Source organism: Ochrobactrum sp. Marseille-Q0166 (genome assembly GCF_014397025.1).
Taxonomy (GTDB): Bacteria; Pseudomonadota; Alphaproteobacteria; order Rhizobiales; family Rhizobiaceae; genus Brucella.
In genome coordinates, this window is the sequence record NZ_JACJUO010000001.1 from 338334 (window position 1) to 359641 (window position 21308).

Sequence of the window (21308 nt, forward strand, 5' to 3'; positions counted from 1 at the left end):
GCATCTACATCCGCAGAGTTCTGCCAAGAGCAAGAATACGCGAAAGATAAAAATGGAAATCTCTCGTAATTTCCATTGCCTGCATGTTTTTTCAACTTGTGCCTTTCTTCCTCCGCAAAAAACCATAAGAATCATTCCCACACTATCCCAAGCAGAAACGGAGATGCTGGATGAGAGGTTTTTGGGCGGGCGCCTTCGCAGTGACCATGTTGGCAAGCACAGTATCCCTGGCGCATGCGGCAGGCAGCGAACCACAATGGCGATACTCTTCCAGCCTGATTGGCGAACCGAAATATCCAGCGGGCTTCAAACATTATGACTATGTGAACCCTGACGCGCCAAAAGGCGGTGTTCTCAATCAGGTAGCCGTCGGTACATTCAACAGCTTCAATCCTTACGTCATTCAAGGTGTTGCAGCAGCTGGTCTCGCCGATTTCGGCGGCGGAATGCTCTATGACACACTGATGAGCGATTCACTCGATCAAGGGTCAACGCAGTACCCACAGATCGCTGAAGCACTGCAATACCCGGACGATTTTTCCTGGGTAAAGTTCAAGCTTAATCCCAACGCAAAATGGCATGATGGACAGCCAATTACTGTCGATGATGTCATCTGGTCGTTCGATGTCCTCAAGAAGCAGTCGCCACTTTACAACAAATATTATGGCGATGTTGAAAAGGCCGAAACGACTGGCGATCACGAGGTAACATTCACGTTCTCACAAAAGGGTAACCGCGAATTGCCCCAGATCATGGGTCAGCTTGCTGTGCTGCCAAAGCATTGGTGGAAAGGAAAAGACCCTCAGGGAAAACAACGTGACATCACGCGTCCGACACTCGAAATCCCTCTCGGGTCAGGTGCCTATAAGATCAAAAGCGCGGTACCGGGACGTTCCGTCGTCTGGGAACGTGTTGCCGACTATTGGGGCAAAGACTTGCCCGAAAATGTCGGTCGCAACAATTTTGATGAAGTACGCTACGAATATTATTTAAGCGAAGACGCGACGTGGGAGGCCTTCAAAAAAGGCGGGCAATACGATTATCGCAACGAGAATCGCGCCCAGCGCTGGGCAGAGCAGTATAATTTCCCCGCCGCTCAGCGCGGTGACGTCGTAAAGAAATCATTCCCGTATAATGCTGTGGGGCGCATGCAGGGCTATTTTCTCAACACGCGCAAAGACAAGTTTAAAGATCCAAAAGTTCGTGAGGCGCTAACTTACGCTTTTGATTTTGAATCGATGAACCGTCTGCTTTTCTTCAATCAATATACCCGCATCAACAGCTACTTCTCGGGCAATCAGTTACAGCTTGATGGCCCGCCAACACCACAAGAAAAGGCAATTCTGGAGACTGTAAAGGATGAATTACCAGCTGTAGCGCTGACGGACGAATTCAAAGCACCCGTTTACGATACACCCCAGGCAACACGCGACAATCTACGCAAAGCGCTGCAACTTTTTAATGAAGCAGGCTGGAAATTACAGAACAACAAACTGGTTGATGCCAATGGCAACCAGTTCACGATTGAATTTCTGGATGACGGCCCGACTTTCGAGCGCGTGCACAATCTCTATATCCAGAATTTGAAGAAGATCGGTATCGACGCACGAATTCGAACGGTAGATGCGGCGCAATATCAGGCGCGCGTCAATGATTTTGACTACGATGTTATATCCGCAGTGACCCCGCAATCGGATTCTCCCGGTAATGAACAACGCGACATGTGGGGCTCCAAGGCCGCTGACTTCAAAGGCAGCCGTAACTATGCCGGAATCAAGAACCCGGCTATCGACAAGCTGATTGACCGCGTCATCTATGCGAAAGATCGTGAGGAGCTGGTTGCTGCAACCCATGCACTCGATCGTGCACTGCTATGGAACTACTACGTCATTCCGCAATGGTATTCCGACCATATCAATATAGCCTATTGGAACAAATTCGGTATGCCTGAAAACCAACCCGATTATCGGGGAATTGATCCATTCTCGTGGTGGGTGGATCCGGCGAAAGAATCAAAGATCAAAACTGGCGCACAATAGGGCACTTGAGAGAATGACCCGTTTTCATATGGATCGCCGCCATTTTCTGGGACTCTCAGGCAGCGCTGCGATCGCTGCCTGCCTGCCGGGAACGGCCTTTGCAAAACTTGCCGTAAATAAGCCCTTGCACGGTCTTTCAGCCTTTGGCGAACTGAAATATCCGCAAGATTTCAAACATTTTGATTATGTGAATCCGGATGCTCCAAAGGGCGGCACTTTCACGCTCGCCCCGAACACGTGGTACTGGAATCAGAACACTGCCACCTTCAACACGCTCAACACATTCACATTCAAAGGCGATGCCCCGCCGCGTATGGAGCTTACTTTTGACAGCCTCATGGCTTCGGCGCTGGATGAACCGGATGCCGTCTATGGTCTGATCGCTGAAAGTGTCACGCTTTCCAAAGATCGGCAAACATGTCTCTTTAAATTGCGTAAGGAGGCACGCTTTCACGACGGCTCGCCCGTGGAGTCTAAAGATGTCGTTTTCACTTATGTGACCCTGAAAGAAAGAGGGCATCCGCTCATCCGGCAAACGCTTGCATCGCTTGAAACCGTGAAAGAAATTGGAAAGCGCGAGGTGCAGATGCACTTTGCAGCCGGTGGTAACCCCAGCGCCATTCTTGACGCAGTAACATTGCCAATATTGTCGAAAGACTGGTTCAAGGATCGGGACTTCGATGCTGCCGGCATGGAAGTCATTCTCGGATCAGGCGCTTATCGCGTTGGCAAAGTCATAGCCGGCCAAGCAATCGAGTATGAACGCGTGGAAGACTATTGGGCGAAAGATTTGCCGGTTCAGCGTGGAACGAACAACTTTGATCGCCTTAGAATAGAGTTTTATCGTGATCGACAACCAGAGTTCGAGGCCTTCAAAAAGGGCAATATCGATTTTCGGCAGGAAAGTGTCGCAAAAAACTGGGCCACTGCTTACGATTTCCCAGCCATTGAGCAAAAGAAGATCATCAAGCGGACCTTTCCACGAGAAAAGCGTCCTCTCATGCAAGCCTGGGCACTCAACCAGCGCCGTGAGAGGTTTCGCGATCCGCGAGTACGTGAGGCGATCAATCTATGCTTCGACTTCGAATGGACGAATGCGAACCTGTTCTACTCGACCTATGAGCGTTCGCAATCCAATTTCAATGGCTCCGATTTTCAGGCAATAGGGCTGCCCACCGAAGCCGAAATACAGATTCTTGAACGTTATCGTGGCAAAATTCCTGACGCTGTGTTCGGGGAAGCACCACGCATGCCCGTTTCTGACGGATCGGGGCGCGATCGCAAACAATTTTCCCGCGCCATAGAACTGATGCATGCAGCTGGCTTTGAACGCAAAAACGGTCAATTCCAAAGCCCGAACGGCGAAAAATTCGCGCTCGAGATTCTCAGTAATTCGGAAAGCTTCTCCCGAATTTATAATCCTTTCGTTCAGAAGATGCGGGCAATCGGCATTGATGCAAGTTTGCGGCTGGTGGATCCAAGCCAATATCAAGCCCGGATGCAGGATTTCGACTTCGATCTGGTGGGCATCGCCATGCAATTTGGTGCGACACCAACAAAAGAATCGCTCGCAGGAATGTTCGGATCAAAATCCGCAAACACCCCCGGCAGCTACAATCTCCCGGGTACTTCCGATCCGATCATCGACGAACTGATCGATGATGTCGGTAAGGTTTCCAACCGCGACGAACTTATCGCAACGATCCGCGTGCTTGATCGGTACTTGCGTATCCGGCTGGAGTGGATTCCAAATTGGACAGCAGCGAATCATCTGGTCGCCTATTGGGATCGCTTTGGCTTCAAAGAGCCAAAGCCCGATTATGGCTTTCCAGTTGAGACGCTTTGGTGGATTAAAACATAACCCCGAAAAGGGAAGACGTTTTCGGGCAGAAACACGGTTTTGAAAACAAAAGGGCAAAAGCTATTGGCAAGCCATAAAAGCAATCTGAATTTACGGAGCCGCGAAGGCTGATGGGCGCATATATTTTACGCCGCCTGCTTTTGATGATCCCAACCATTCTTGGCATCATGGCCATATCTTTCGCTGTCGTTCAGTTTGCACCCGGTGGTCCTGTTGAGCGCGTCATTGCGCAGCTCTCTGGTCAAGGCGGCGACGCTCTTGATCGCATTTCCGGTGGCGGCGCTGACGCCGGACAAGCGGGAATGGATAGTGGCTCGGTCAATTCCAAATATCGCGGTGCACAGGGGCTTGATCCGCAATTCATTGCCGATCTTGAAAAGCAGTTTGGCTTTGATAAACCTCCGCTTGAACGCTTCGGACATATGCTATGGAGTTACCTGAGCTTTGATTTTGGCCGCAGTTACTTCCGCGACATAAGCGTGATCGATCTTATTAAAGAAAAGATGCCGGTTTCCATATCGCTGGGCCTTTGGCTCACTTTTCTCTCCTATCTGATCTCGATTCCCCTCGGCATTCGCAAGGCAATCAAGGAAGGCACCCGCTTCGATACATGGACCAGCGCGATCATCATCGTCGGCTATGCCATTCCAAGCTTCCTGTTTGCCATTCTACTGGTCGTGCTTTTTGCCGGCGGCTCATTCTTCGACTGGTTCCCACTGCGTGGTCTTACCTCGCCAGACTTTGCACAAATGTCGTTGATGGGAAAAATCGGCGATTATCTTTGGCACATGGTTTTGCCAGTAACGGCTCTGGTCCTGTCGGCCTTTGCCACTACGACGCTTCTAACCAAGAACTCGTTTCTGGAAGAAATCCGCAAACAATATGTAACCACGGCACGCGCCAAGGGACTAACCGAACATCAGGTGCTTTATCGCCACGTGTTCCGCAATGCGATGCTGATCGTGATTGCCGGTTTTCCTGGGGCCTTCATCTCCGCTTTCTTTACCGGATCACTGCTGATTGAAACAATCTTTTCGCTCGATGGGCTAGGACTGCTCGGCTATCAGTCGATCATCAATCGCGATTATCCGGTAGTATTTGCCAGCTTGTTTATTTTCTCACTGATTGGCCTTCTGGTCGGCTTGTTGTCTGATCTAATGTACACATGGATTGATCCGCGCATCGATTTTGACCGGAGGGACGTGTGATGACTGACACTACACTTTCCTCTCGCGTAAAGCCTGTAAAACGCCCGTTTCTTTCGCCGCTCAATCGTCGTCGCTGGCAGAATTTCAAGGCCAATAGGCGCGGTTACTGGTCGCTATGGATTTTCTTGTTCTTACTCTTGGCTGCGCTCTGCTCCGAGTTTATCGCCAATGACAAACCGATCCTCGTTTCCTACAAGGGCGAGTTGCTGACACCGGTTTTTGTCGATTACCCGGAAGAGAAATTCGGCGGTTTTTATGCGGTCACCGATTATCGCGATCCGGTGATACAGGAAGAAATCGCCAATAATGGCTGGGCTATCTGGCCCCCAGTTCGCTATTCTTTCAATACAGTCAACAATGACATTCCGGAAGCTGCTCCATCAAAGCCCTTCTGGCTTTATACGGCAGAACAGCGTTGCCAGCGCTATCCGCTGGGCGTGAATGATCCCAATTGCATTGTTGGAAATTTCAACTGGCTCGGTACTGATGATCAGGCGCGCGATGTCTTTGCGCGTGCACTTTATGGCTTCCGCATTTCCGTGCTGTTTGGCCTGATCCTCACCTTCTTCTCTGCAATCATCGGCGTGACTGCTGGTGCAGTGCAAGGCTATTTCGGCGGCTGGGTGGATCTGATCTTCCAGCGTGTGATCGAAATCTGGTCATCAATCCCGGTACTTTATCTGCTTTTGATTATCGCTGCGATATTACCGCCCGGATTCTGGGTCTTGCTGGGCATTATGCTGCTGTTCTCATGGGTCGCCTTTGTCGGCGTTGTGCGTGCCGAGTTTTTGCGGGCCAGAAACTTTGAATATGTGAATGCAGCTCGCGCGCTGGGCGTAAAGAACGGCACCATCATGTGGCGACATCTTTTGCCCAATGCGATGGTGGCAACACTCACCTTTCTACCGTTTATTCTCAATGGTTCGATCACGACACTGACAGCGCTCGATTTTCTGGGGTTTGGCCTGCCGCCCGGTTCGGCTTCGCTTGGCGAGTTGCTCGCTCAGGGCAAGAACAATCTTCAAGCCCCTTGGCTTGGCATTACAGGCTTTGTGGTGATCTCGGTCATGCTGTCGCTGCTGATCTTCATCGGTGAAGCGACACGCGATGCATTCGATCCGAGAAAGGCGTTTCAATGAGTGACGGATCAATGAAAAATAAGCCCCTGCTTTCCGTCCGTGATCTTTCCGTCGCTTTCCGCCAGAACGGCGAAGAACGCATTTCCGTTGATCATGTTTCCTTCGACATTGCGGAAGGTGAAACCATTGCGCTCGTTGGCGAGTCGGGCTCGGGAAAGTCCGTTTCGGCGCTCTCCATTCTGAAGCTTCTGCCCTATCCGGCTGCAACCCATCCATCCGGTGAAGTTTTCTTCAACGGCAAAGATCTGATGAAGGCATCCGAGCCAGAGTTGCGCCGCGTGCGTGGCAATGATGTCACGATGATCTTTCAGGAGCCGATGACCTCGCTCAATCCATTGCATACGGTGGAGCGGCAGATCGGTGAAATCCTGAAGATGCATCAGGGCATGAGCGATCAGGCAGCGCGCAAACGGACGCTGGAACTGCTGGAAGAAGTAGGTATCCGTGAGCCGGAAAAACGTCTTCAGTCCTTCCCGCATCAGCTTTCGGGGGGCCAGCGCCAGCGCGTTATGATTGCTATGGCGCTTGCCAACGAGCCAAAGCTGTTGATTGCTGACGAACCGACGACGGCGCTGGACGTCACAGTGCAGGCACAAATTTTGCAGCTACTTGCAGAGCTAAAAACTTCGCAAAACATGTCGATGCTCTTCATTACCCATGACCTCGGTATCGTTCGCAAGATCGCCGACCGGGTTTGCGTGATGAGCAAGGGCAAGATTGTCGAGACCGGACCGACCAAGGAAATTTTTGATAATCCGCAACACGAATATACTAAGCATCTCCTTGCTGCAGAGCCGAAGGGTGAACCTCCTCTGGCCGATCTCTCTGCCAAAACGGTGATGGAAGGCAAGGATGTCCGGGTCTGGTTCCCGATCAAGAAGGGATTCCTTCGTAAGACGGTTGATCATGTGAAGGCCGTGGATGGGATTGATGTGGAACTGCGTGCTGGACAGACGCTGGGTGTGGTAGGTGAGTCCGGTTCAGGCAAAACAACGCTGGGCCTCGCCCTGTCGCGCATGATTTCATCCAAAGGGGAAATCCGCTTTGATGGACGCGATATCGCGAAGTTCAGCTTCAAGGATATGCGTCCGCTGCGCCGCGAAATGCAGATCGTTTTTCAAGACCCTTTCGGCTCATTGAGCCCGCGTATGACCATTGCTGATATCATTGCTGAAGGTCTGCTGGTGCATGAGCCAAAGATTTCCGCTGATGAGCGAGATGAGCGCGTAGTCGCAGCGCTCAAAGAAGTGAACCTTGATCCTGAAAGCCGCTTCCGCTACCCGCATGAATTTTCCGGCGGTCAGCGCCAGCGTATCGCCATTGCGCGTGCCATGGTGCTCAATCCGAAATTCGTGATGCTGGACGAGCCGACCTCGGCGCTTGATATGAGCGTGCAGGCACAGGTGGTGGATCTTTTGCGCGCTTTGCAAAAGAAGCATGACCTCGCTTATCTTTTCATAAGCCACGATCTGAAAGTGGTGCGGGCACTGGCCAATGATGTGTTGGTGATGCGCAATGGCAAGGCAGTCGAATATGGAACGTCAAAGGAAGTCTTCGCCAATCCAAAAACAGACTACACCAAAGCATTGATGGCGGCAGCCTTCCACATGGAGGCGACCGAGGGAGGAATAAGACAATGAGCGATAAGGGAAATATCCTACTTTCAATAACCAATTGGGACCCGGCAATCTGGATCGACAGTTTCAAAGCGCATGCGCCTGAACGCAATGTCGTGACAGAGCGCGCAGAAAGTGATCCAAGCATCGAATATGCGCTCGTCTGGAAGCAGAAGCCGGGTTCTCTGGCAAACTTGCCAAACCTCAAAGTAATCTTTTCGCTGGGGGCCGGCGTCGATCATGTCTTTCATGATCCACATATTCCGGATGTCCCGTTGGTTCGCGTCATTTCAGATGATCTCACCATGCGCATGACAGAATATGTGGTCTGGCAGGTACTTGATCATCATCGCCTCGGCGCGAACTATCGCAAGCAACAGAAGAACCGTGTCTGGCATGAGGACCCGCGCCAGCCAGCAGCCCATGAAGTGACTGTCGGCATTTTGGGACTGGGGGTTTTGGGCCGTGATGCAGCAGAAAAACTCAAAGCGATTGGTTTCAATGTAACCGGATGGAGTCGCCGGCCGCAGGAAATCGACGGCGTTCAGACCTTCAACGGAAAGGAAGGCTTCACACGCTTCCTCAAGACTGCCGATATCTTCGTCTGTCTTCTGCCTTTGACGCCGGACACCAAGGGCATTCTCTCCATGACAATGTTTGCGCAATTGAAAAGCGACGGCCCGCTGGGAGCGCCTGTACTAATCAACGCAGGTCGTGGTGGGTTACAGAACGAAGCTGATATTCTTGCTGCTCTTGATCGTGGCCTGCTTTCGGCAGTCACGCTCGATGTGTTTAACCAGGAACCGCTGCCCACTGATAGCCCACTGTGGACGCATCCAAAGGTGACGATCACGCCACATGCGGCTGCAAGTTCCTCGACAACCGCGATTGTTCCGCAGATTATCCGCCAGATCGAAGCGTTTGAACGCGATGGCACGCTCGAAAACGTGGTTGATCGCGCTACGCAATATTAGTCGCTGATTGAAATAATCCCATTCTCGCCGATCGTCACCCGATGGCCGGCGAGTTTTTTTTGGGCTTCCCGATCAAACTCCACTGCAATCGGCACATCGTGCCCCATCTCGCGTGCAACAATAAGCCCGAGAAGCAAAATAGCATCGGGTTCATGCAATATGATTGCTGCCGGTGCCAAACCGGCATGAACCAGCTCCAGCAGCACTGCTGCGGCTGATGACGAACCAATCGTTCCCGGTAAACACAATACATAGCCCGAAATACTCTGCCCGTGTTCTGGATGGCGGACGTCGGCAATCCGTCCAGTTTTGGGATCAACTCCGCCCCAAAAGCTAATAGGAGCCGACAATACCAGTGCCTGAGCTTCTGTCACCTTCCCTGATACCAGAACCGATGACATATAATTGGGCGTACTCATGCGGCCTGCCTCACAAATATAGGCCGACCAGCGACAGCGCTTTCGACGCATTCCTCAAGTGAGCCATACAGAACGCCATATCCGGTATTACCCGGCGCGTAGTGCGCGAACTTACCGGAATTGGTCATCAGAACCGCATCATCCTTTGTTGGCATGATAGGCGTCACCACGACACAAGTATCCGCCACGATGACAACGCCTGCCTTTTCGAGCAGCACTCTGCGTCCGCTGTTTTCCAGTTCAACGAGGGCATGACGCCCGGTGCAGGCATAAAGGGGTACGGCAAGTTTCCGACCGGCGATTGCACGTTCGAGCCTGTCAAATTCACTGATCGACAGATGCGGGCTTCCAATTGCCACCGCATCAATTGCATCCACATGATCGACCGTCGAAAGACGCTTGCGGGTGGCTTCGATCATTCCCTGTGTCACATGAACGATGCCATCGGGCTTTTGATGCTGCAGTGCTGTTTCAAGGTCAGGAGCTTCGGGCGTCACACCCACCACATGAAAAAGGCCAACAGCGCCCACCGATGCCGCTGCAGCTCCAAAGGCCTTCAACGCATCTTCATCCGGAATCATTCCCGCACCCGCCACGACACCGATATTTGTGCCGATGCTCCGGCCAAACAGATTGCCAAGAATCGGCCACGCGACCTCTGACTGAAGGAAAGCAGGATCAACTGCAGAGACATCGAGAATGACCGTCGCTCGGCGATTCTCGTTTCGATGAAGACCATAATCCGGTGCGCGTCCAGAAATAGCACAGGCTATATCCAGAAAGTCGCCGTAACGGTTTGTCCTGGCACCGAGAACGGAATTGCAGAATACAACGGCATTCGACTCGCCCCAGGCGACATCTGTTCTCCTCGCAGGACGATGTCCGGCCTGATAGGGTGCGCAGGTCCATGTCGGCTCGCAACCCAATTTGATGTAAGCCCGCATCATACGTCGGGCCATGTCGGCCTCATGCTTGGGCAACAGATTGCGCGAACAGCCGGTGAGATCAATGGACCCCACATTGAGAGTGGCGCGCACTTTTGTTCTGGCACCGCCATCCACCAGTCGTTCAGCGAACAACATGCCGCTATCGCCGTGATAGAGCGCGCCATCAATATGTGCTGACGCGATCGGGATGAGGCGTGGTGCCCCCATCAAATGCGCTGTTTCGGCCACGATGCGCATTGCCATCGCAGCCCCTTGCCCCTGTTCCCCGGCAGCTATCGACTGCTCTTCATGGGTTAATGTCAGTGCCACGCGAGATCTCCTTACGCATGGTTATCGATGTCGTCCTTGTAAATCCGGGGTGGCATGTCTCGGCTGCTTTGCGATAGCCAAGCTTACTGAAGACAACGTGATTGCGTTCGAGTTCAATACGCACTTGCAGCTCCATTGTCGGCTTAGCACGTGCGACTGCCTGCCGCTCGGCCTTTGCCATGAGCTGACGTGCAATACCCCGGCCTTCAAAGGCAGGTGCGACAGCAAGCTTGCCGAGATAAAAATGATCTTCTTTCTCAGCGATGAACACACAACCAACCAAAACATCACCAACGAATCCTGCAAAGCCGGTTTCCACCAGCGCTTTCTCCTTAAGAGCATTTATAGTTAGGCGACGCGCAGACGATGGCGGATCGATAATGCCATCCATATAGGCGAAACTGTCCTGAATGAGCTTGAGAAGCTCATCCCAGCGACCAAAATCCGCATCGATGGATGTCACGCAAAATTCTGTCATTTGGGTTTGCGTGCCCTGTATCGAATGGTTTCAAAACGCACATTCAATGCATTGTAAAGCAGAAGCCTTCCGACCAGCGGTTCGCCAATGCCTGTTATGAGCTTGATGACTTCCATAGCCTGCAAACTGCCGATCACGCCCGGCAATGCTCCAAGAATCCCGGCCTCTGCACATGTCGGCACAGCACCTGGCGGCGGCATATCTGGAAAAAGATCGCGATAGGAAGGATTAGGCACTCCATCAGCGTCCTTTTCATAAGGCATAAGCACAGTGACTGTGCCGTCAAAGCGCCCCATTGCGCCTGTGACCAGCGGACGCTCTGCCTGAGCGCTTGCGTCTGCGAGCGCATAACGTGTCGTAAAGTTGTCAGAGCCATCGACAACGACATCATATTGGCTGATCAGGGCCTGCGCATTTTCACTGCCGAGGCGGAAGACGTGGCCTTCGACCTTCACATGCGGATTGATACGAGCAATCGAAGAAATCGCGCTCTCAACTTTGCTCTGACCAACGCTTTCAGTGTCGTGGATTACCTGTCGCTGAAGGTTTGACAACGACACCGTATCGTCGTCGACTAGGCCAAGTGTTCCGATGCCAGCTGCAGCCAAATATTGCAGGACCGGCGCGCCGAGTCCGCCTGCGCCCAATATGAGCACACGAGCAGCTTTCAGCTTCTGCTGCCCTGGTCCGCCGATTTCCGGCAGCACGATATGGCGCGCATAGCGCTCTAATTCTTCGGATGAAAAGGGCTTTGATGATACGTTCATGATGCATGAACATAAGCCCGTTAAGGGCATCTGTCAGCGGATATTTTGCATCAAAGTCTGGTGAGTTCGCCCGAAGCAACATTGAAAAATTGCGCATCCCCCTCAAGGGCCTCAAAAAGCGAACGGTCGGTTCCGGTCATGAAAGCCTGTCCACCGAGATCATCGAGAATACCGAATAAAGCCGCACGACGTCCGGTATCGAGATGGGCGGCGATTTCATCAAGCAACAGAATCGGCGCCATGCCCGAGAGCTCACCCGTCAGCCTTGCATGAGCCAGAATAAGCCCGATCAGCAGCGCTTTCTGCTCGCCGGTAGAACAGAGCGCAGCCGGCATGGATTTTGGCCGGTGCTGCACAATCAGATCCGTGCGATGTGGACCTTCAAGCGTGCGGCCTGCAGCGCGATCCCGAGCACGACCGTCCCGCATTATACGACGAAAATCTTCTTCAAGATCAAGCGCTGCTTCAAGACCAATCCGCTGCTCAAGCGCCCCTTCAAGAAAGCAGTCTGCTTTTGGGAATGGACCTTCGGCGGGCAAACGTTCAATCATCGCAGCGATCAGCCGCATTGCCTCCGAGCGGGCTGCAGCAATCGCAATGCCAAGCTCGGCCATCTGGCTTTCAATCGCATCGAGCCACTGATTGTCGCTGTTGCCGTCACTCAGCAGACGATTGCGCGAACGCATGGCCTTTTCATAATCCAGTACGCGCTTGCCGTGGCCGGTATCAATTGCCAGTACCATGCGGTCAAGAAAGCGCCGCCTGTCCGATGCGCCGCCGGTAAATAGACCGTCCATTGACGGCACAACCCAGAGAATGCGCACATAATCGAGAAGTTCGTCACCGGATGCGGCTATGCCATTGATGCGGACTTTTCGGCCACCTTCGCCGCCACCTGCCGTACCCGTGCCAATTTCAATATCGCCATAGATCATGCAATCCAGTGCTGCATGAATAGCAAAACCATCATTCCCATTGGTGCGGGCCACATCATCATAAGAAGCACGACGAAGTCCTCTACCGGGCGACAGAAATGATAAAGCTTCAATGAGATTGGTTTTGCCTGACCCGTTTTCACCCGTCAGGACCACATGGCCGGGACCAAGCGGGAGCGTGAGTTCCGAATAGTTGCGGAAATCAGAAAGTTTAAGCCGCCGGACCGAGACACGATCCGGACGGCTTATATTGGGTTCAGAAATGCTCACGGTCGATTTTCAAGTCCTAGACGCGCATCGGCATCAGAACATAAAGCACATCTTCATCGCCCGTATCACGCACCAGCGTAGGAGAACCGGCGTCAGCCAGCATAAAGACTGCATCGGAACCGGAAAGCTGGCTTGTGATGTCGAGCAGATATTTCGAGTTGAAACCGATATCGATCGGATCAGCATCGTAATCGGCTGCCAATTCGTCGGTAGCGCTTCCCGAATCGGGATTATTAACCGTCAACGTCAACTGACCATCCGCAATCGAAAGCTTGACCGCGCGGCCGCGCTCGCTGGAAATCGTGGAAACACGATCAACGGAAGCCGCGAATTCCTGGCGACCAATGGTGAGCTTCTTATCGTTCCCCGAAGGAATCACGCGTTGATAATCCGGGAATGTGCCATCGATCAGTTTGGATGTCAGAACGACAGAACCAACCGTAAAGCGAATCTTCGCATCAGAGAGTTCAACCACAACGACCATATCGGGTACATCAACGAGCTTTTGCAATTCTGCAACAGTCTTGCGCGGGATAATGATGCCGGGCATGCCTTCGGTACCCGATGGCGCTTCAAGTTCAGCGCGCGCCAAACGGTGACCGTCCGTTGCAACGGCACGCAGCTTAAGTGCGCCGTCGCTTTCGATAGCGTGAACATAGATACCGTTGAGATAATAACGGGTTTCTTCCGTCGAAATCGCAAACTGCGTACGATCAATCATCCGCTTCAAAGCCTGTGCATCAATGCGGAAAGTATGTGTGAAAGAGCCGGAAGTCAGTTCGGGGAAATCGGACTGTGGCAGACACTGCAGACGGAATGACGACTTTCCCGAGACGACTGACATCGAGCCGCCATCCGGATTGGTCGACAGCATAACTTCTGCACCATCAGGAAGCTTGCGGACGATATCATATAGAAGATGCGCTGGAACTGTGGTGGCACCTGCCTGTTCAACCATGGCTGCAGTTGCTTCATTGACCTCAAGATCAAGGTCGGTGGCCTTCAGCGCAAGGCTTGCGCCCTCTGCCTGCAAAAGCACGTTCGACAGGATAGGAATCGTGTTGCGGCGTTCGACAACGCGATGGACGTGATTGAGGGATTTAAGAAGGTTCGATCGTTCCAGGGTTACACGCATATTGAAACGCACTCGCTCTCTAGGACTGGGCAACCGCGCAACGGGCAGACGCCCCTATCAATAAGGCGCCAGCAGCGCCCGAAGGTTTTCTAAAGTGGCAGGTTTTTGAGACCAAAAGCAAGCCCGTGCCACATCTCAAATCGACACGGCACAGGCTTTTTAACTCATTTTTCTCAATTAAGTGGCCTGATCGTTGATCAAACGCTTGAGGAGTTCCAGTTCCTGGGCGAGCTTGGCGTCGGCACCGACAAGATCTTCAATCTTGCGAACAGCGTGAAGAACCGTTGTGTGATCACGACCACCAAATCGACGGCCAATTTCGGGAAGAGAGCGCGGTGTCAGCATTTTAGCGAGGTACATCGCGACCTGACGTGGCTTAACGATGGTGCGCGTGCGACGGCTCGACAGCAAATCCTGCTTCGACACATTGTAATGACGAGCGACGATGCGCTGGATTTCCTCGATACGGATGCGCTTTGGCTCACCAACACGGGTCAAATGACCAAGCAGTTCGTCAACACGATCAATAGAAAGATTAGGCTCGAACGACTGACGGAAGAGAAGCTGGTTGAAAGCACCTTCCAGCTCGCGGCCGGATCCCGTTACTGTTCGTGCAACATGAGAAAGGATTTCCTCACTGATATTGAGGCTTGGATCTTCAACTTGTGCAGCAGTCAGACGACGACGCATCATCTCCACGCGCATTTCGTAATCAGGTGCTGCAACTTCCAGAGCAACACCACCCTGAAGGCGGGAACGCACACGAACATCCAGTGATTCGAGTTCTGATGGTGCACGATCAGCTGCGACAACGACTTGCTTGGCACTGTCGAGCAATGTGTTGAGCAAATGGCAGAACTCGTGTTGGATGGATTTGCCCTGTAAGAACTGCATGTCATCAATCACGAGAAGGTCGATATCGCGCAGCTGTTCCTTGAACGACAGAGCATTGTTGTCACGAATTGCGGTCGCAAAGCGCCACATGAAATATTCGGCAGTCAGATAAACGACACGCGCTTTTTCCTGCCGCTGCAATGCTGCTGCTGCAATTGCCTGAAGAAGGTGAGTCTTTCCAAGACCAACGGACGCGTGAATGAACAGCGGGTTGAAGCGAACCGCGCTGGTGCCGGCTTCTGCAATGGTACGGGCAGCAGCAAGCGCAACACGATTAGACGCACCATCAATGAAAGAATCAAAGGTATAACGCGGATCAAGAGGCGATCCCAATACTGAACCGGAAGCTGCAACAGATTCTGCAACAACTGCAGAACCTCGTTTTTCAACGCTTGGCTGACCAACCGGGAATGCCATTTTTTCACGTAATGTGAGGGCTGGCGACTTTGATTCAGTGACTTCGGCTACGTCAGCAGGCGTTGCCGTACGAACCACGCGGCTCATTCCGCGCACGACCACTTCAACTTTGAGAATCTGCGGATTCTCTTCCTGCCAAAGCTCGGTCAACAGGTCTGAGTAATGGTTGTTGATCCAAGACCGCAAGAACGCTGTTGGAACGGAAAGACGCACAACGCTCTTCGACAAATCGTCAAGCTTGAGACGACCAAACCAACTCGAATAGATCTCACTGCCTACACGAGCCTTGAGCTTTGCTGTCAGGCGTTCGAAAACGTCATCACCCGCCGTATTTTCAGCGTTAACCACCAAGCTGTTTTCTTTTCCAGTTGCAGAAGATCCATGGATACGGTTCGCATGCGCATCATCACCCATCGTTGCCGTCGACTTACCAGTCATCATTGCCATCGTCTCGCCTGCCTTCACATTCTTACGCGCCATTTTTGCAGCGCTTATCGTTTTTTCCTGCTTAAGATCGCCCGATCTCATGACCCGGTCGTCTCGCTGGTACTCACATTCCAAATTGACGCCTCAACAATGAGGGCCAAACACAAACTCAAAACACTCAGAGCTCCACAGTTAGTCCCGGACTGGCGCCTAGAAATTTACTAGAGCTACCTGTTACGACTCGCTCAATTCTTACTCCTAGCTGATTGCCCGGATCGGTTCTTGCGGCAACCATTCAATTGACGAGGATGTGCCTAAAACAGCATTCCAGTTAATGAATGGTAAGCAATGATCGAAAGAAGCAAACTTAATAGGAACAGGAACTTACACCCAGAATTTAGCAAGCGCGGACAAGTCTGCCCACGACCAAAACTATTTAATTTAACGCTAACTCCGGGATAAGTCCCACCCCTCTAGAGCCCTGACTTTAGCGAAGCCTTGCGGCAAAGGGCAAGCCTAGAATCTTTAGTTTTTTCTTCAATTAAGACTTGCAAGGCTAATGAGTGGGGGCAGGGAATCGGATGCTAAAGAAATAACACCTTTGGATTCAATGCGTTTCGATTGACGATTTTTTAGGTGGGCACGATATGTTCTCCGAGAAAATAATTTTTTAAAATTTGCTTGACTCAAAGACCCTTCCGAGTCCTTCCGGAAGGCTGTGGATAACTGTGGAAAATATTATGCAAGCTTTTGAAAAAAATAAGAAAAACTCGATCATCTGTTTGGAAAAAAGCAGATAATTTCACAATCACATGCAAAATTACTAAAAAATAATATGACTACAATAATGAGCAGCTTTCCTTAGAAAAAAAACCAAAAAGAAAACCCGGCTAACAATAAGCCGGGTCTTAAAAAATAAGTTTAACTTTAAACTATATTAGGCGTTCAAAGCCTTAACGCGTGCAGCAAGGCGCGAAACCTTGCGAGCAGCAGTATTCTTATGAACAACGCCCTTTGAAGCAGCGCGCATCAGTTCAGGCTCAGCAGCCTTGAAAGCAACCGTTGCTGCTTCCTTGTTCCCGCTCAGGAGCGCATCTTCAACTTTGCGGAGGAAGGTGCGAACGCGCGAACGACGCGACTTGTTGATTTCGGTGCGGGCAGCGATCTTGCGCACTGCCTTCTTGGCCGAAGGAGTATTGGCCATAAATGCCTCTCTTTTTCTGTCAGCAGCCCATTGGATTTAACCGTCGGGCACAAAACCTCTAGGGCAGCCATAATGCCTAGGGCCGCCGATCCGTGGCGGGCTTATAGATCAGCTTTGGCTTCGCGTCAACGAGGATTCTAACTTCTAAACCTGCCAAAAAGCCCAATATGCGGCCTTCCGGCTGATTTTTGAGCAGTTGAGACAGCTTGAGCGCCTGAATTGATCTCGCGTTCCTGCCTCCATCAGCGATTCTTGAAAGAAGGCGTACGCTTGTCGATAAATGCAGACATGCCTTCTTTCTGGTCTTCCGTTGCAAACAGCGAATGAAATAGGCGTCGCTCGAAACGCAGACCTTCATCCAGCGTCGTCTCGTAAGAGCGGTTAATCGATTCCTTGACCATCTGAACCGATGGCTGGGAAAAAGAAGCAATGCGCTCAGCAGCTTTCAAAGCTTCTTCAATCAATTCTTCCGGTGCAACGAGCCTTGAGACGAGGCCACAGCGTTCGGCCTCCTGCGCATCCATCATGCGGCCTGTCAGGCACATGTCCATAGCCTTCGACTTGCCAACAAAACGTGTGAGGCGCTGTGATCCGCCCATGCCAGGCATTACGCCGAGTGTGATTTCCGGCTGGCCGAATTTGGCATTGGTGGCTGCAATGATGAAATCGCACATCATGGCAAGTTCACAGCCACCACCCAGCGCATAGCCAGAAACGGCTGCGATAATCGGCTTACGCGTGCGATCCACTTTGCGCCAGTCTGCAAACATGTCCTGCAAATAGGCATCGACGAAATTGATCGGCTGCATTTCCTTAATGTCGGCACCAGCCGCAAAGGCTTTTTCCGAGCCCGTCAGAACGATCGCACCGATTCTGGCATCCGTATCAAAAGTGGCTAGAGCTTCAGTCAGTTCTTTCAGCACAGTGCTGTTTAATGCATTGAGCGCCTGCGGTCTGTTGAGACGAATGAGACCCACACCACCGCGCGTCTCCACAACGATCGTTTCATAAGCCATGATAAAGCCTCTCCTCCTTGATCGGTTCATATTGGCGGCCAAGTTGAACCGCCCGATTCACTTTGGCAAGGCCAACTCAGAGTCAACCTTGGCAAGCAGCGCAGAAAAAGGTCGACCGACCTGCCTGAACGGCGCGTTCCACAACACCGGTACAGCCCGGCGTACGGCAAGGCTGTGCTTCTCGACCATAGACGGAGAATGAATGCTGGAAGTAGCCCAGTGCGCCATCAGCCTGAATGTAATCCTTAAGACTGGAGCCGCCAGCTGCAATCGCCTCGGCAATCACTGTGCGAATATCCTCAGCCAGCCGATCAAGGAGTTTCCCATCCTGAGCAATTGAACCTGCGGCACGCATTGGCGAGAGACGTGAGCGCCATAGAGCCTCACAGACATATATATTGCCAAGCCCCGCGATCAGGCGTTGATCAAGAAGAGCTGCTTTCAACGGCGTCTTGCGACCTTCGAAGAGTGTGCCCAGCAATTCACCTGAAAGGCGATTGCCTGTGGGTTCGACACCCAGACCTTTCAGAAAGGGGTGTTCATCCAAAGTACCTTTCTCCGCAAAGAGCATGAACCCAAACCGCCGTGGGTCATTATAAATGACGCGTGCAGTTGATCCATTGCCCCTTAAGAGATGGAAAACAACATGGTCATGTTTGCTGATTTTGGATCGCTCGTGATGAAAGCCGCCCGGCATTCCTTCCGCATCGTCCGCTTCAATCCGAAATGAACCGGACATGCCAAGATGGCTGATGATCGACAACCCATCATCGAGATGCATCGTGAGATATTTTGCGCGCCGTCCGAGAGCGTCTATGTTTCGCCCGGACAATCGCTCGACAAATTGATCAGGAAAAGGGAAACGGAGGTCGGGCCTGTTCTGCTCAATCTTCTCGATTTTCGAGCCTTCCATGAAAGGTTGCAAACCACGGCGAACCGTTTCGACCTCAGGCAATTCTGGCATTTTTCATCTTTCGAGCGGGAAAAAGAACGGGCTGTTAAAGACCATATAATGCTGCTCGGCTGCATTTGCCATCCGTTAACCCAAACCACATTGAAGTCAGACCCCATCTATATTTACGTTTTATTTTCCTTGTTTCTTAAACTCATCACAATTGACAGGCACTAAAAGGAACCCCAACGAGACTTGATTTCAGGGTAAGTAACATGCCGACGTTGATGACGCGTTTTATCAAAAACAGATCGGGTGCAGCGATGATCGAATGCACACTCATCGGTGCGCTTGCCGTTATCGCAGTTATCAGCGGCATGGCACTTTTTGCCGGAAAGCCCGCTTCCGCTTTTGATTATAAAGCCTCACAGATCCAGATGACTGAACGAAATTAAGTTGCATCGCTTTCATGGAGATTTGAATAGCCACCCTGTTCACGCCGGGTGGCTATTTGTTTATTGATTATGCCGTTTAATAATCGCTGAGGACTATCATGACCGTAGAAATCATCACTGCGCAATCAGCCAAAAGCCGCCCCATCTGGTTCATTGGAAAGAATGGAGTCGATCAGGCGGGACTTACACCGGATGCGGCAGTCTGGGCCAAGGCCCATGATTTTAACGGTGAGGCCGGGCGCATTCTCGTACTTCCCGGTAAAGACGGCACGATAGCCGGTGCGCTGTTTGGCACAGGTGATATCGATCAGGGCGGACAATCGCAACTGCTTGCAGGAAAACTGGCGCGTGGATTGCCGGAAGGCGACTGGCATATCGAGAGCAAGCCCGACCATGCAGAACTGGTGACCCTTGCCTTCCTGATGGGTGGTTACAATTTTACGCGTTACCGCAAGGTCAGCGATAAGACCATCCGTCTGGCTGTGCCGGAAGGTGTAAATGCCGCTGAAACGCAATCGATTGCCAACGCCGTAACGCTTGCACGCGATCTTATCAACACACCGACCAACGACATGGGACCAGACGCGCTCGAACAGGCAACGCGCGATCTTGCTTCCAAGAATGGCGCGAAGGTCAGCACGATTGAAGGCGATGCCTTGCTTCAACAGAATTTCCCTATGATCCATGCCGTTGGTCGCGCAGGCAGCATTGCGCCACGCCTCATTGATCTCACATGGGGCAGAGACAGCGACCCCAAAATCACGCTGGTCGGCAAAGGCGTATGCTTTGATACCGGCGGTCTCGACATCAAGCCTGCCAGCGGCATGTTGTTGATGAAGAAGGATATGGGCGGCGCTGCCAATGTGCTGGGCCTTGCCTCCATCATCATGGATGCAAAATTGCCAGTGCGATTGCGGGTGCTGATTCCGGCTGTTGAAAATTCGATTGCAGGCAATGCATTCCGCCCCAGTGATGTGCTGCAAAGCCGCAAGGGGTTAACGGTCGAAATCGGTAATACCGATGCGGAAGGCCGTCTGGTTCTGGCCGATGCTCTGGCACTGGCGGATGAGGAAGAGCCGGAACTGATCATAGATATGGCAACGCTCACAGGGGCTGCACGCGTTGCACTCGGTCCCGATTTGCCGCCTTTCTACACGAATGACGATGCGCTCGCCGCGATCATTGCTGAAAAAGCCGACGAGACAGCTGACCCGCTTTGGCGCATGCCGCTCTGGCAACCCTATGCGCAAAAACTCTCGTCACGGGTGGCTGACATTAACAATGTCACGACTGACGGTTTTGCCGGTTCTGTGACGGCTGCTCTGTTCCTGAGCCGTTTTGTCGAAAAAGCAAAGGCTTGGGGGCATTTCGATATTTTTGGCTGGGTGCCGGTTGAAAAGCCCGCCTCACCCGTTGGTGGCGAGGCACAGGCCATTCGTGCGGTTTATGCACTCCTCAAGCAGAAATATCCTGCAAAATGAATTAACTTGCCAGTAAAGAAAAAGCGGCGTTAAATGATACGGAACCGAAACGATATTAAGCGTTGCGTCATCCATGCCCGTTGAACTCAAGCCTTTGCAGGCACTGACATTGCTGAAAACGCTTTCACTGGCACAGGTGCAGGATGAAATGCCTGACCTGACCACGCGACAAGCCGCTATCCTTCTGACAATTTATCTGGAAACACCCCCGCATACCGTGCGGGGGCTTGCGGCCAAACTGAATGTCACCAAGCCGGTGATTACACGTGCGCTCGACACGATGGGAACGCTCGATCTTCTATCCCGCCATCGTGATGAAAATGATCGCAGAAATGTGCTAGTGAAGAGAACGGTCACTGGCGCACTTTATGTCGAAAGACTAGGCGATCTTGTGATCGCCAATGCCCGGGAGTTACCATTGTGAGC

Annotated in this window: 19 protein-coding genes; 9 read left to right on the top strand and 10 right to left on the bottom strand. The window is 52.1% G+C overall.

The annotated features are described in order from the left end of the window. Positions 1–170: 170 nt before the first annotated feature. From H5024_RS01550 to H5024_RS01575, 6 genes are all read left to right on the top strand, one after another. Complete coding sequence (locus H5024_RS01550; RefSeq protein WP_187543709.1) at positions 171–2039, top strand: extracellular solute-binding protein; 1869 nt, start codon at positions 171–173, stop codon at positions 2037–2039. Positions 2040–2052: 13 nt separating this feature from the next. After that, positions 2053–3900 carry an extracellular solute-binding protein gene (locus H5024_RS01555; protein WP_187543710.1) on the top strand — a complete coding sequence of 616 codons (1848 nt, stop codon included), beginning with the start codon at positions 2053–2055 and terminating at the stop codon, positions 3898–3900. Between the two features lie 110 nt (positions 3901–4010). Then, the gene (locus H5024_RS01560) at positions 4011–5108 is read left to right on the top strand and encodes a microcin C ABC transporter permease YejB (RefSeq protein ID WP_187543711.1); all 1098 of its coding nucleotides are present in this window, start codon (positions 4011–4013) and stop codon (positions 5106–5108) included. Next, positions 5108–6247, top strand: a complete 1140-nt coding sequence (locus H5024_RS01565) for an ABC transporter permease (protein ID WP_187543712.1) — start codon at positions 5108–5110, stop codon at positions 6245–6247. Before H5024_RS01560 ends, H5024_RS01565 begins: the two co-directional genes overlap by 1 nt. Continuing rightward, the gene (locus tag H5024_RS01570) at positions 6244–7887 is read left to right on the top strand and encodes an ABC transporter ATP-binding protein (RefSeq protein WP_187543713.1); all 1644 of its coding nucleotides are present in this window, start codon (positions 6244–6246) and stop codon (positions 7885–7887) included. The genes H5024_RS01565 and H5024_RS01570 overlap by 4 nt, the downstream gene beginning before the upstream one ends. Next, positions 7884–8837 carry a glyoxylate/hydroxypyruvate reductase A gene (locus H5024_RS01575; RefSeq protein WP_187543714.1) on the top strand — a complete coding sequence of 318 codons (954 nt, stop codon included), beginning with the start codon at positions 7884–7886 and terminating at the stop codon, positions 8835–8837. Before H5024_RS01570 ends, H5024_RS01575 begins: the two co-directional genes overlap by 4 nt. On the opposite strand, the gene H5024_RS01580 is transcribed toward H5024_RS01575, so the two are convergent. The 10 genes from H5024_RS01580 to mutM all read right to left on the bottom strand — a co-directional run bounded on the left by H5024_RS01580 (position 8834) and on the right by mutM (position 19018). Next, positions 8834–9256 carry a DUF126 domain-containing protein gene (locus H5024_RS01580; RefSeq protein ID WP_187543715.1) on the bottom strand — a complete coding sequence of 141 codons (423 nt, stop codon included), beginning with the start codon at positions 9254–9256 and terminating at the stop codon, positions 8834–8836. The two genes, H5024_RS01575 and H5024_RS01580, sit on opposite strands and share 4 nt — an antisense overlap. Then, the gene (locus tag H5024_RS01585) at positions 9253–10512 is read right to left on the bottom strand and encodes an aconitase X catalytic domain-containing protein (RefSeq protein WP_187543716.1); all 1260 of its coding nucleotides are present in this window, start codon (positions 10510–10512) and stop codon (positions 9253–9255) included. Before H5024_RS01585 ends, H5024_RS01580 begins: the two co-directional genes overlap by 4 nt. Next, positions 10490–10990, bottom strand: a complete 501-nt coding sequence (locus tag H5024_RS01590; protein ID WP_187543717.1) for a GNAT family N-acetyltransferase — start codon at positions 10988–10990, stop codon at positions 10490–10492. The genes H5024_RS01585 and H5024_RS01590 overlap by 23 nt, the downstream gene beginning before the upstream one ends. Beyond that, on the bottom strand, positions 10987–11757 hold the full coding sequence (locus H5024_RS01595) for a molybdopterin-synthase adenylyltransferase MoeB (RefSeq protein ID WP_187543718.1): 771 nt from the start codon (positions 11755–11757) through the stop codon (positions 10987–10989). Before H5024_RS01595 ends, H5024_RS01590 begins: the two co-directional genes overlap by 4 nt. Positions 11758–11807: 50 nt before the next feature. Further along, positions 11808–12962: a DNA replication/repair protein RecF gene (gene recF, locus H5024_RS01600; RefSeq protein ID WP_187543719.1), complete on the bottom strand. Its 1155-nt coding sequence runs from the start codon at positions 12960–12962 to the stop codon at positions 11808–11810. A 16-nt stretch (positions 12963–12978) separates the two neighbouring features. Continuing rightward, complete coding sequence (gene dnaN, locus H5024_RS01605) at positions 12979–14097, bottom strand: DNA polymerase III subunit beta (protein WP_187543720.1); 1119 nt, start codon at positions 14095–14097, stop codon at positions 12979–12981. A 177-nt stretch (positions 14098–14274) separates the two neighbouring features. Then, entirely contained in the window at positions 14275–15849 is a 1575-nt protein-coding gene (dnaA, locus tag H5024_RS01610; protein WP_187546516.1) for a chromosomal replication initiator protein DnaA, read from the bottom strand. 922 nt (positions 15850–16771) lie between these two features. Beyond that, on the bottom strand, positions 16772–17038 hold the full coding sequence (gene rpsT / locus H5024_RS01615) for a 30S ribosomal protein S20 (RefSeq protein WP_187543721.1): 267 nt from the start codon (positions 17036–17038) through the stop codon (positions 16772–16774). A 242-nt stretch (positions 17039–17280) separates the two neighbouring features. Next, positions 17281–18054: an enoyl-CoA hydratase gene (locus H5024_RS01620; RefSeq protein WP_187543722.1), complete on the bottom strand. Its 774-nt coding sequence runs from the start codon at positions 18052–18054 to the stop codon at positions 17281–17283. A gap of 82 nt (positions 18055–18136) precedes the next feature. After that, positions 18137–19018: a bifunctional DNA-formamidopyrimidine glycosylase/DNA-(apurinic or apyrimidinic site) lyase gene (mutM, locus tag H5024_RS01625; RefSeq protein ID WP_187543723.1), complete on the bottom strand. Its 882-nt coding sequence runs from the start codon at positions 19016–19018 to the stop codon at positions 18137–18139. Between the two features lie 203 nt (positions 19019–19221). Between mutM and H5024_RS01630 the strand changes: the two genes are divergently transcribed. The 3 genes from H5024_RS01630 (at position 19222) to H5024_RS01640 (ending at position 21306) form a co-directional block, all read left to right on the top strand. After that, positions 19222–19401 (top strand): Flp family type IVb pilin, encoded by a 180-nt coding sequence (locus tag H5024_RS01630; protein WP_187543724.1) that lies wholly within the window; start codon positions 19222–19224, stop codon positions 19399–19401. Positions 19402–19499: 98 nt separating this feature from the next. Next, positions 19500–20882, top strand: coding sequence for a leucyl aminopeptidase family protein (locus H5024_RS01635; RefSeq protein WP_187543725.1), 1383 nt, complete (start codon positions 19500–19502; stop codon positions 20880–20882). 73 nt (positions 20883–20955) lie between these two features. After that, on the top strand, positions 20956–21306 hold the full coding sequence (locus tag H5024_RS01640; protein WP_187543726.1) for a MarR family transcriptional regulator: 351 nt from the start codon (positions 20956–20958) through the stop codon (positions 21304–21306). Positions 21307–21308: the final 2 nt, after the last annotated feature.

Bases quoted from the DNA above. Each gene is read 5' to 3' on its own strand.
- H5024_RS01550 (WP_187543709.1), top strand. From the start codon at position 171: ATGAGAGGTTTTTGGGCGGGCGCCTTCGCAGTGACCATGTTGGCAAGC.
- H5024_RS01555 (WP_187543710.1), top strand. From the start codon at position 2,053: ATGACCCGTTTTCATATGGATCGCCGCCATTTTCTGGGACTCTCAGGC.
- H5024_RS01560 (WP_187543711.1), top strand. From the start codon at position 4,011: ATGGGCGCATATATTTTACGCCGCCTGCTTTTGATGATCCCAACCATT.
- H5024_RS01565 (WP_187543712.1), top strand. From the start codon at position 5,108: ATGACTGACACTACACTTTCCTCTCGCGTAAAGCCTGTAAAACGCCCG.
- H5024_RS01570 (WP_187543713.1), top strand. From the start codon at position 6,244: ATGAGTGACGGATCAATGAAAAATAAGCCCCTGCTTTCCGTCCGTGAT.
- H5024_RS01575 (WP_187543714.1), top strand. From the start codon at position 7,884: ATGAGCGATAAGGGAAATATCCTACTTTCAATAACCAATTGGGACCCG.
- H5024_RS01580 (WP_187543715.1), bottom strand. From the start codon at position 9,256: ATGAGTACGCCCAATTATATGTCATCGGTTCTGGTATCAGGGAAGGTG.
- H5024_RS01590 (WP_187543717.1), bottom strand. From the start codon at position 10,990: ATGACAGAATTTTGCGTGACATCCATCGATGCGGATTTTGGTCGCTGG.
- H5024_RS01595 (WP_187543718.1), bottom strand. From the start codon at position 11,757: ATGAACGTATCATCAAAGCCCTTTTCATCCGAAGAATTAGAGCGCTAT.
- dnaN (WP_187543720.1), bottom strand. From the start codon at position 14,097: ATGCGTGTAACCCTGGAACGATCGAACCTTCTTAAATCCCTCAATCAC.
- dnaA (WP_187546516.1), bottom strand. From the start codon at position 15,849: ATGATGACTGGTAAGTCGACGGCAACGATGGGTGATGATGCGCATGCG.
- rpsT (WP_187543721.1), bottom strand. From the start codon at position 17,038: ATGGCCAATACTCCTTCGGCCAAGAAGGCAGTGCGCAAGATCGCTGCC.
- H5024_RS01620 (WP_187543722.1), bottom strand. From the start codon at position 18,054: ATGGCTTATGAAACGATCGTTGTGGAGACGCGCGGTGGTGTGGGTCTC.
- mutM (WP_187543723.1), bottom strand. From the start codon at position 19,018: ATGCCAGAATTGCCTGAGGTCGAAACGGTTCGCCGTGGTTTGCAACCT.
- H5024_RS01630 (WP_187543724.1), top strand. From the start codon at position 19,222: ATGCCGACGTTGATGACGCGTTTTATCAAAAACAGATCGGGTGCAGCG.
- H5024_RS01635 (WP_187543725.1), top strand. From the start codon at position 19,500: ATGACCGTAGAAATCATCACTGCGCAATCAGCCAAAAGCCGCCCCATC.
- H5024_RS01640 (WP_187543726.1), top strand. From the start codon at position 20,956: ATGCCCGTTGAACTCAAGCCTTTGCAGGCACTGACATTGCTGAAAACG.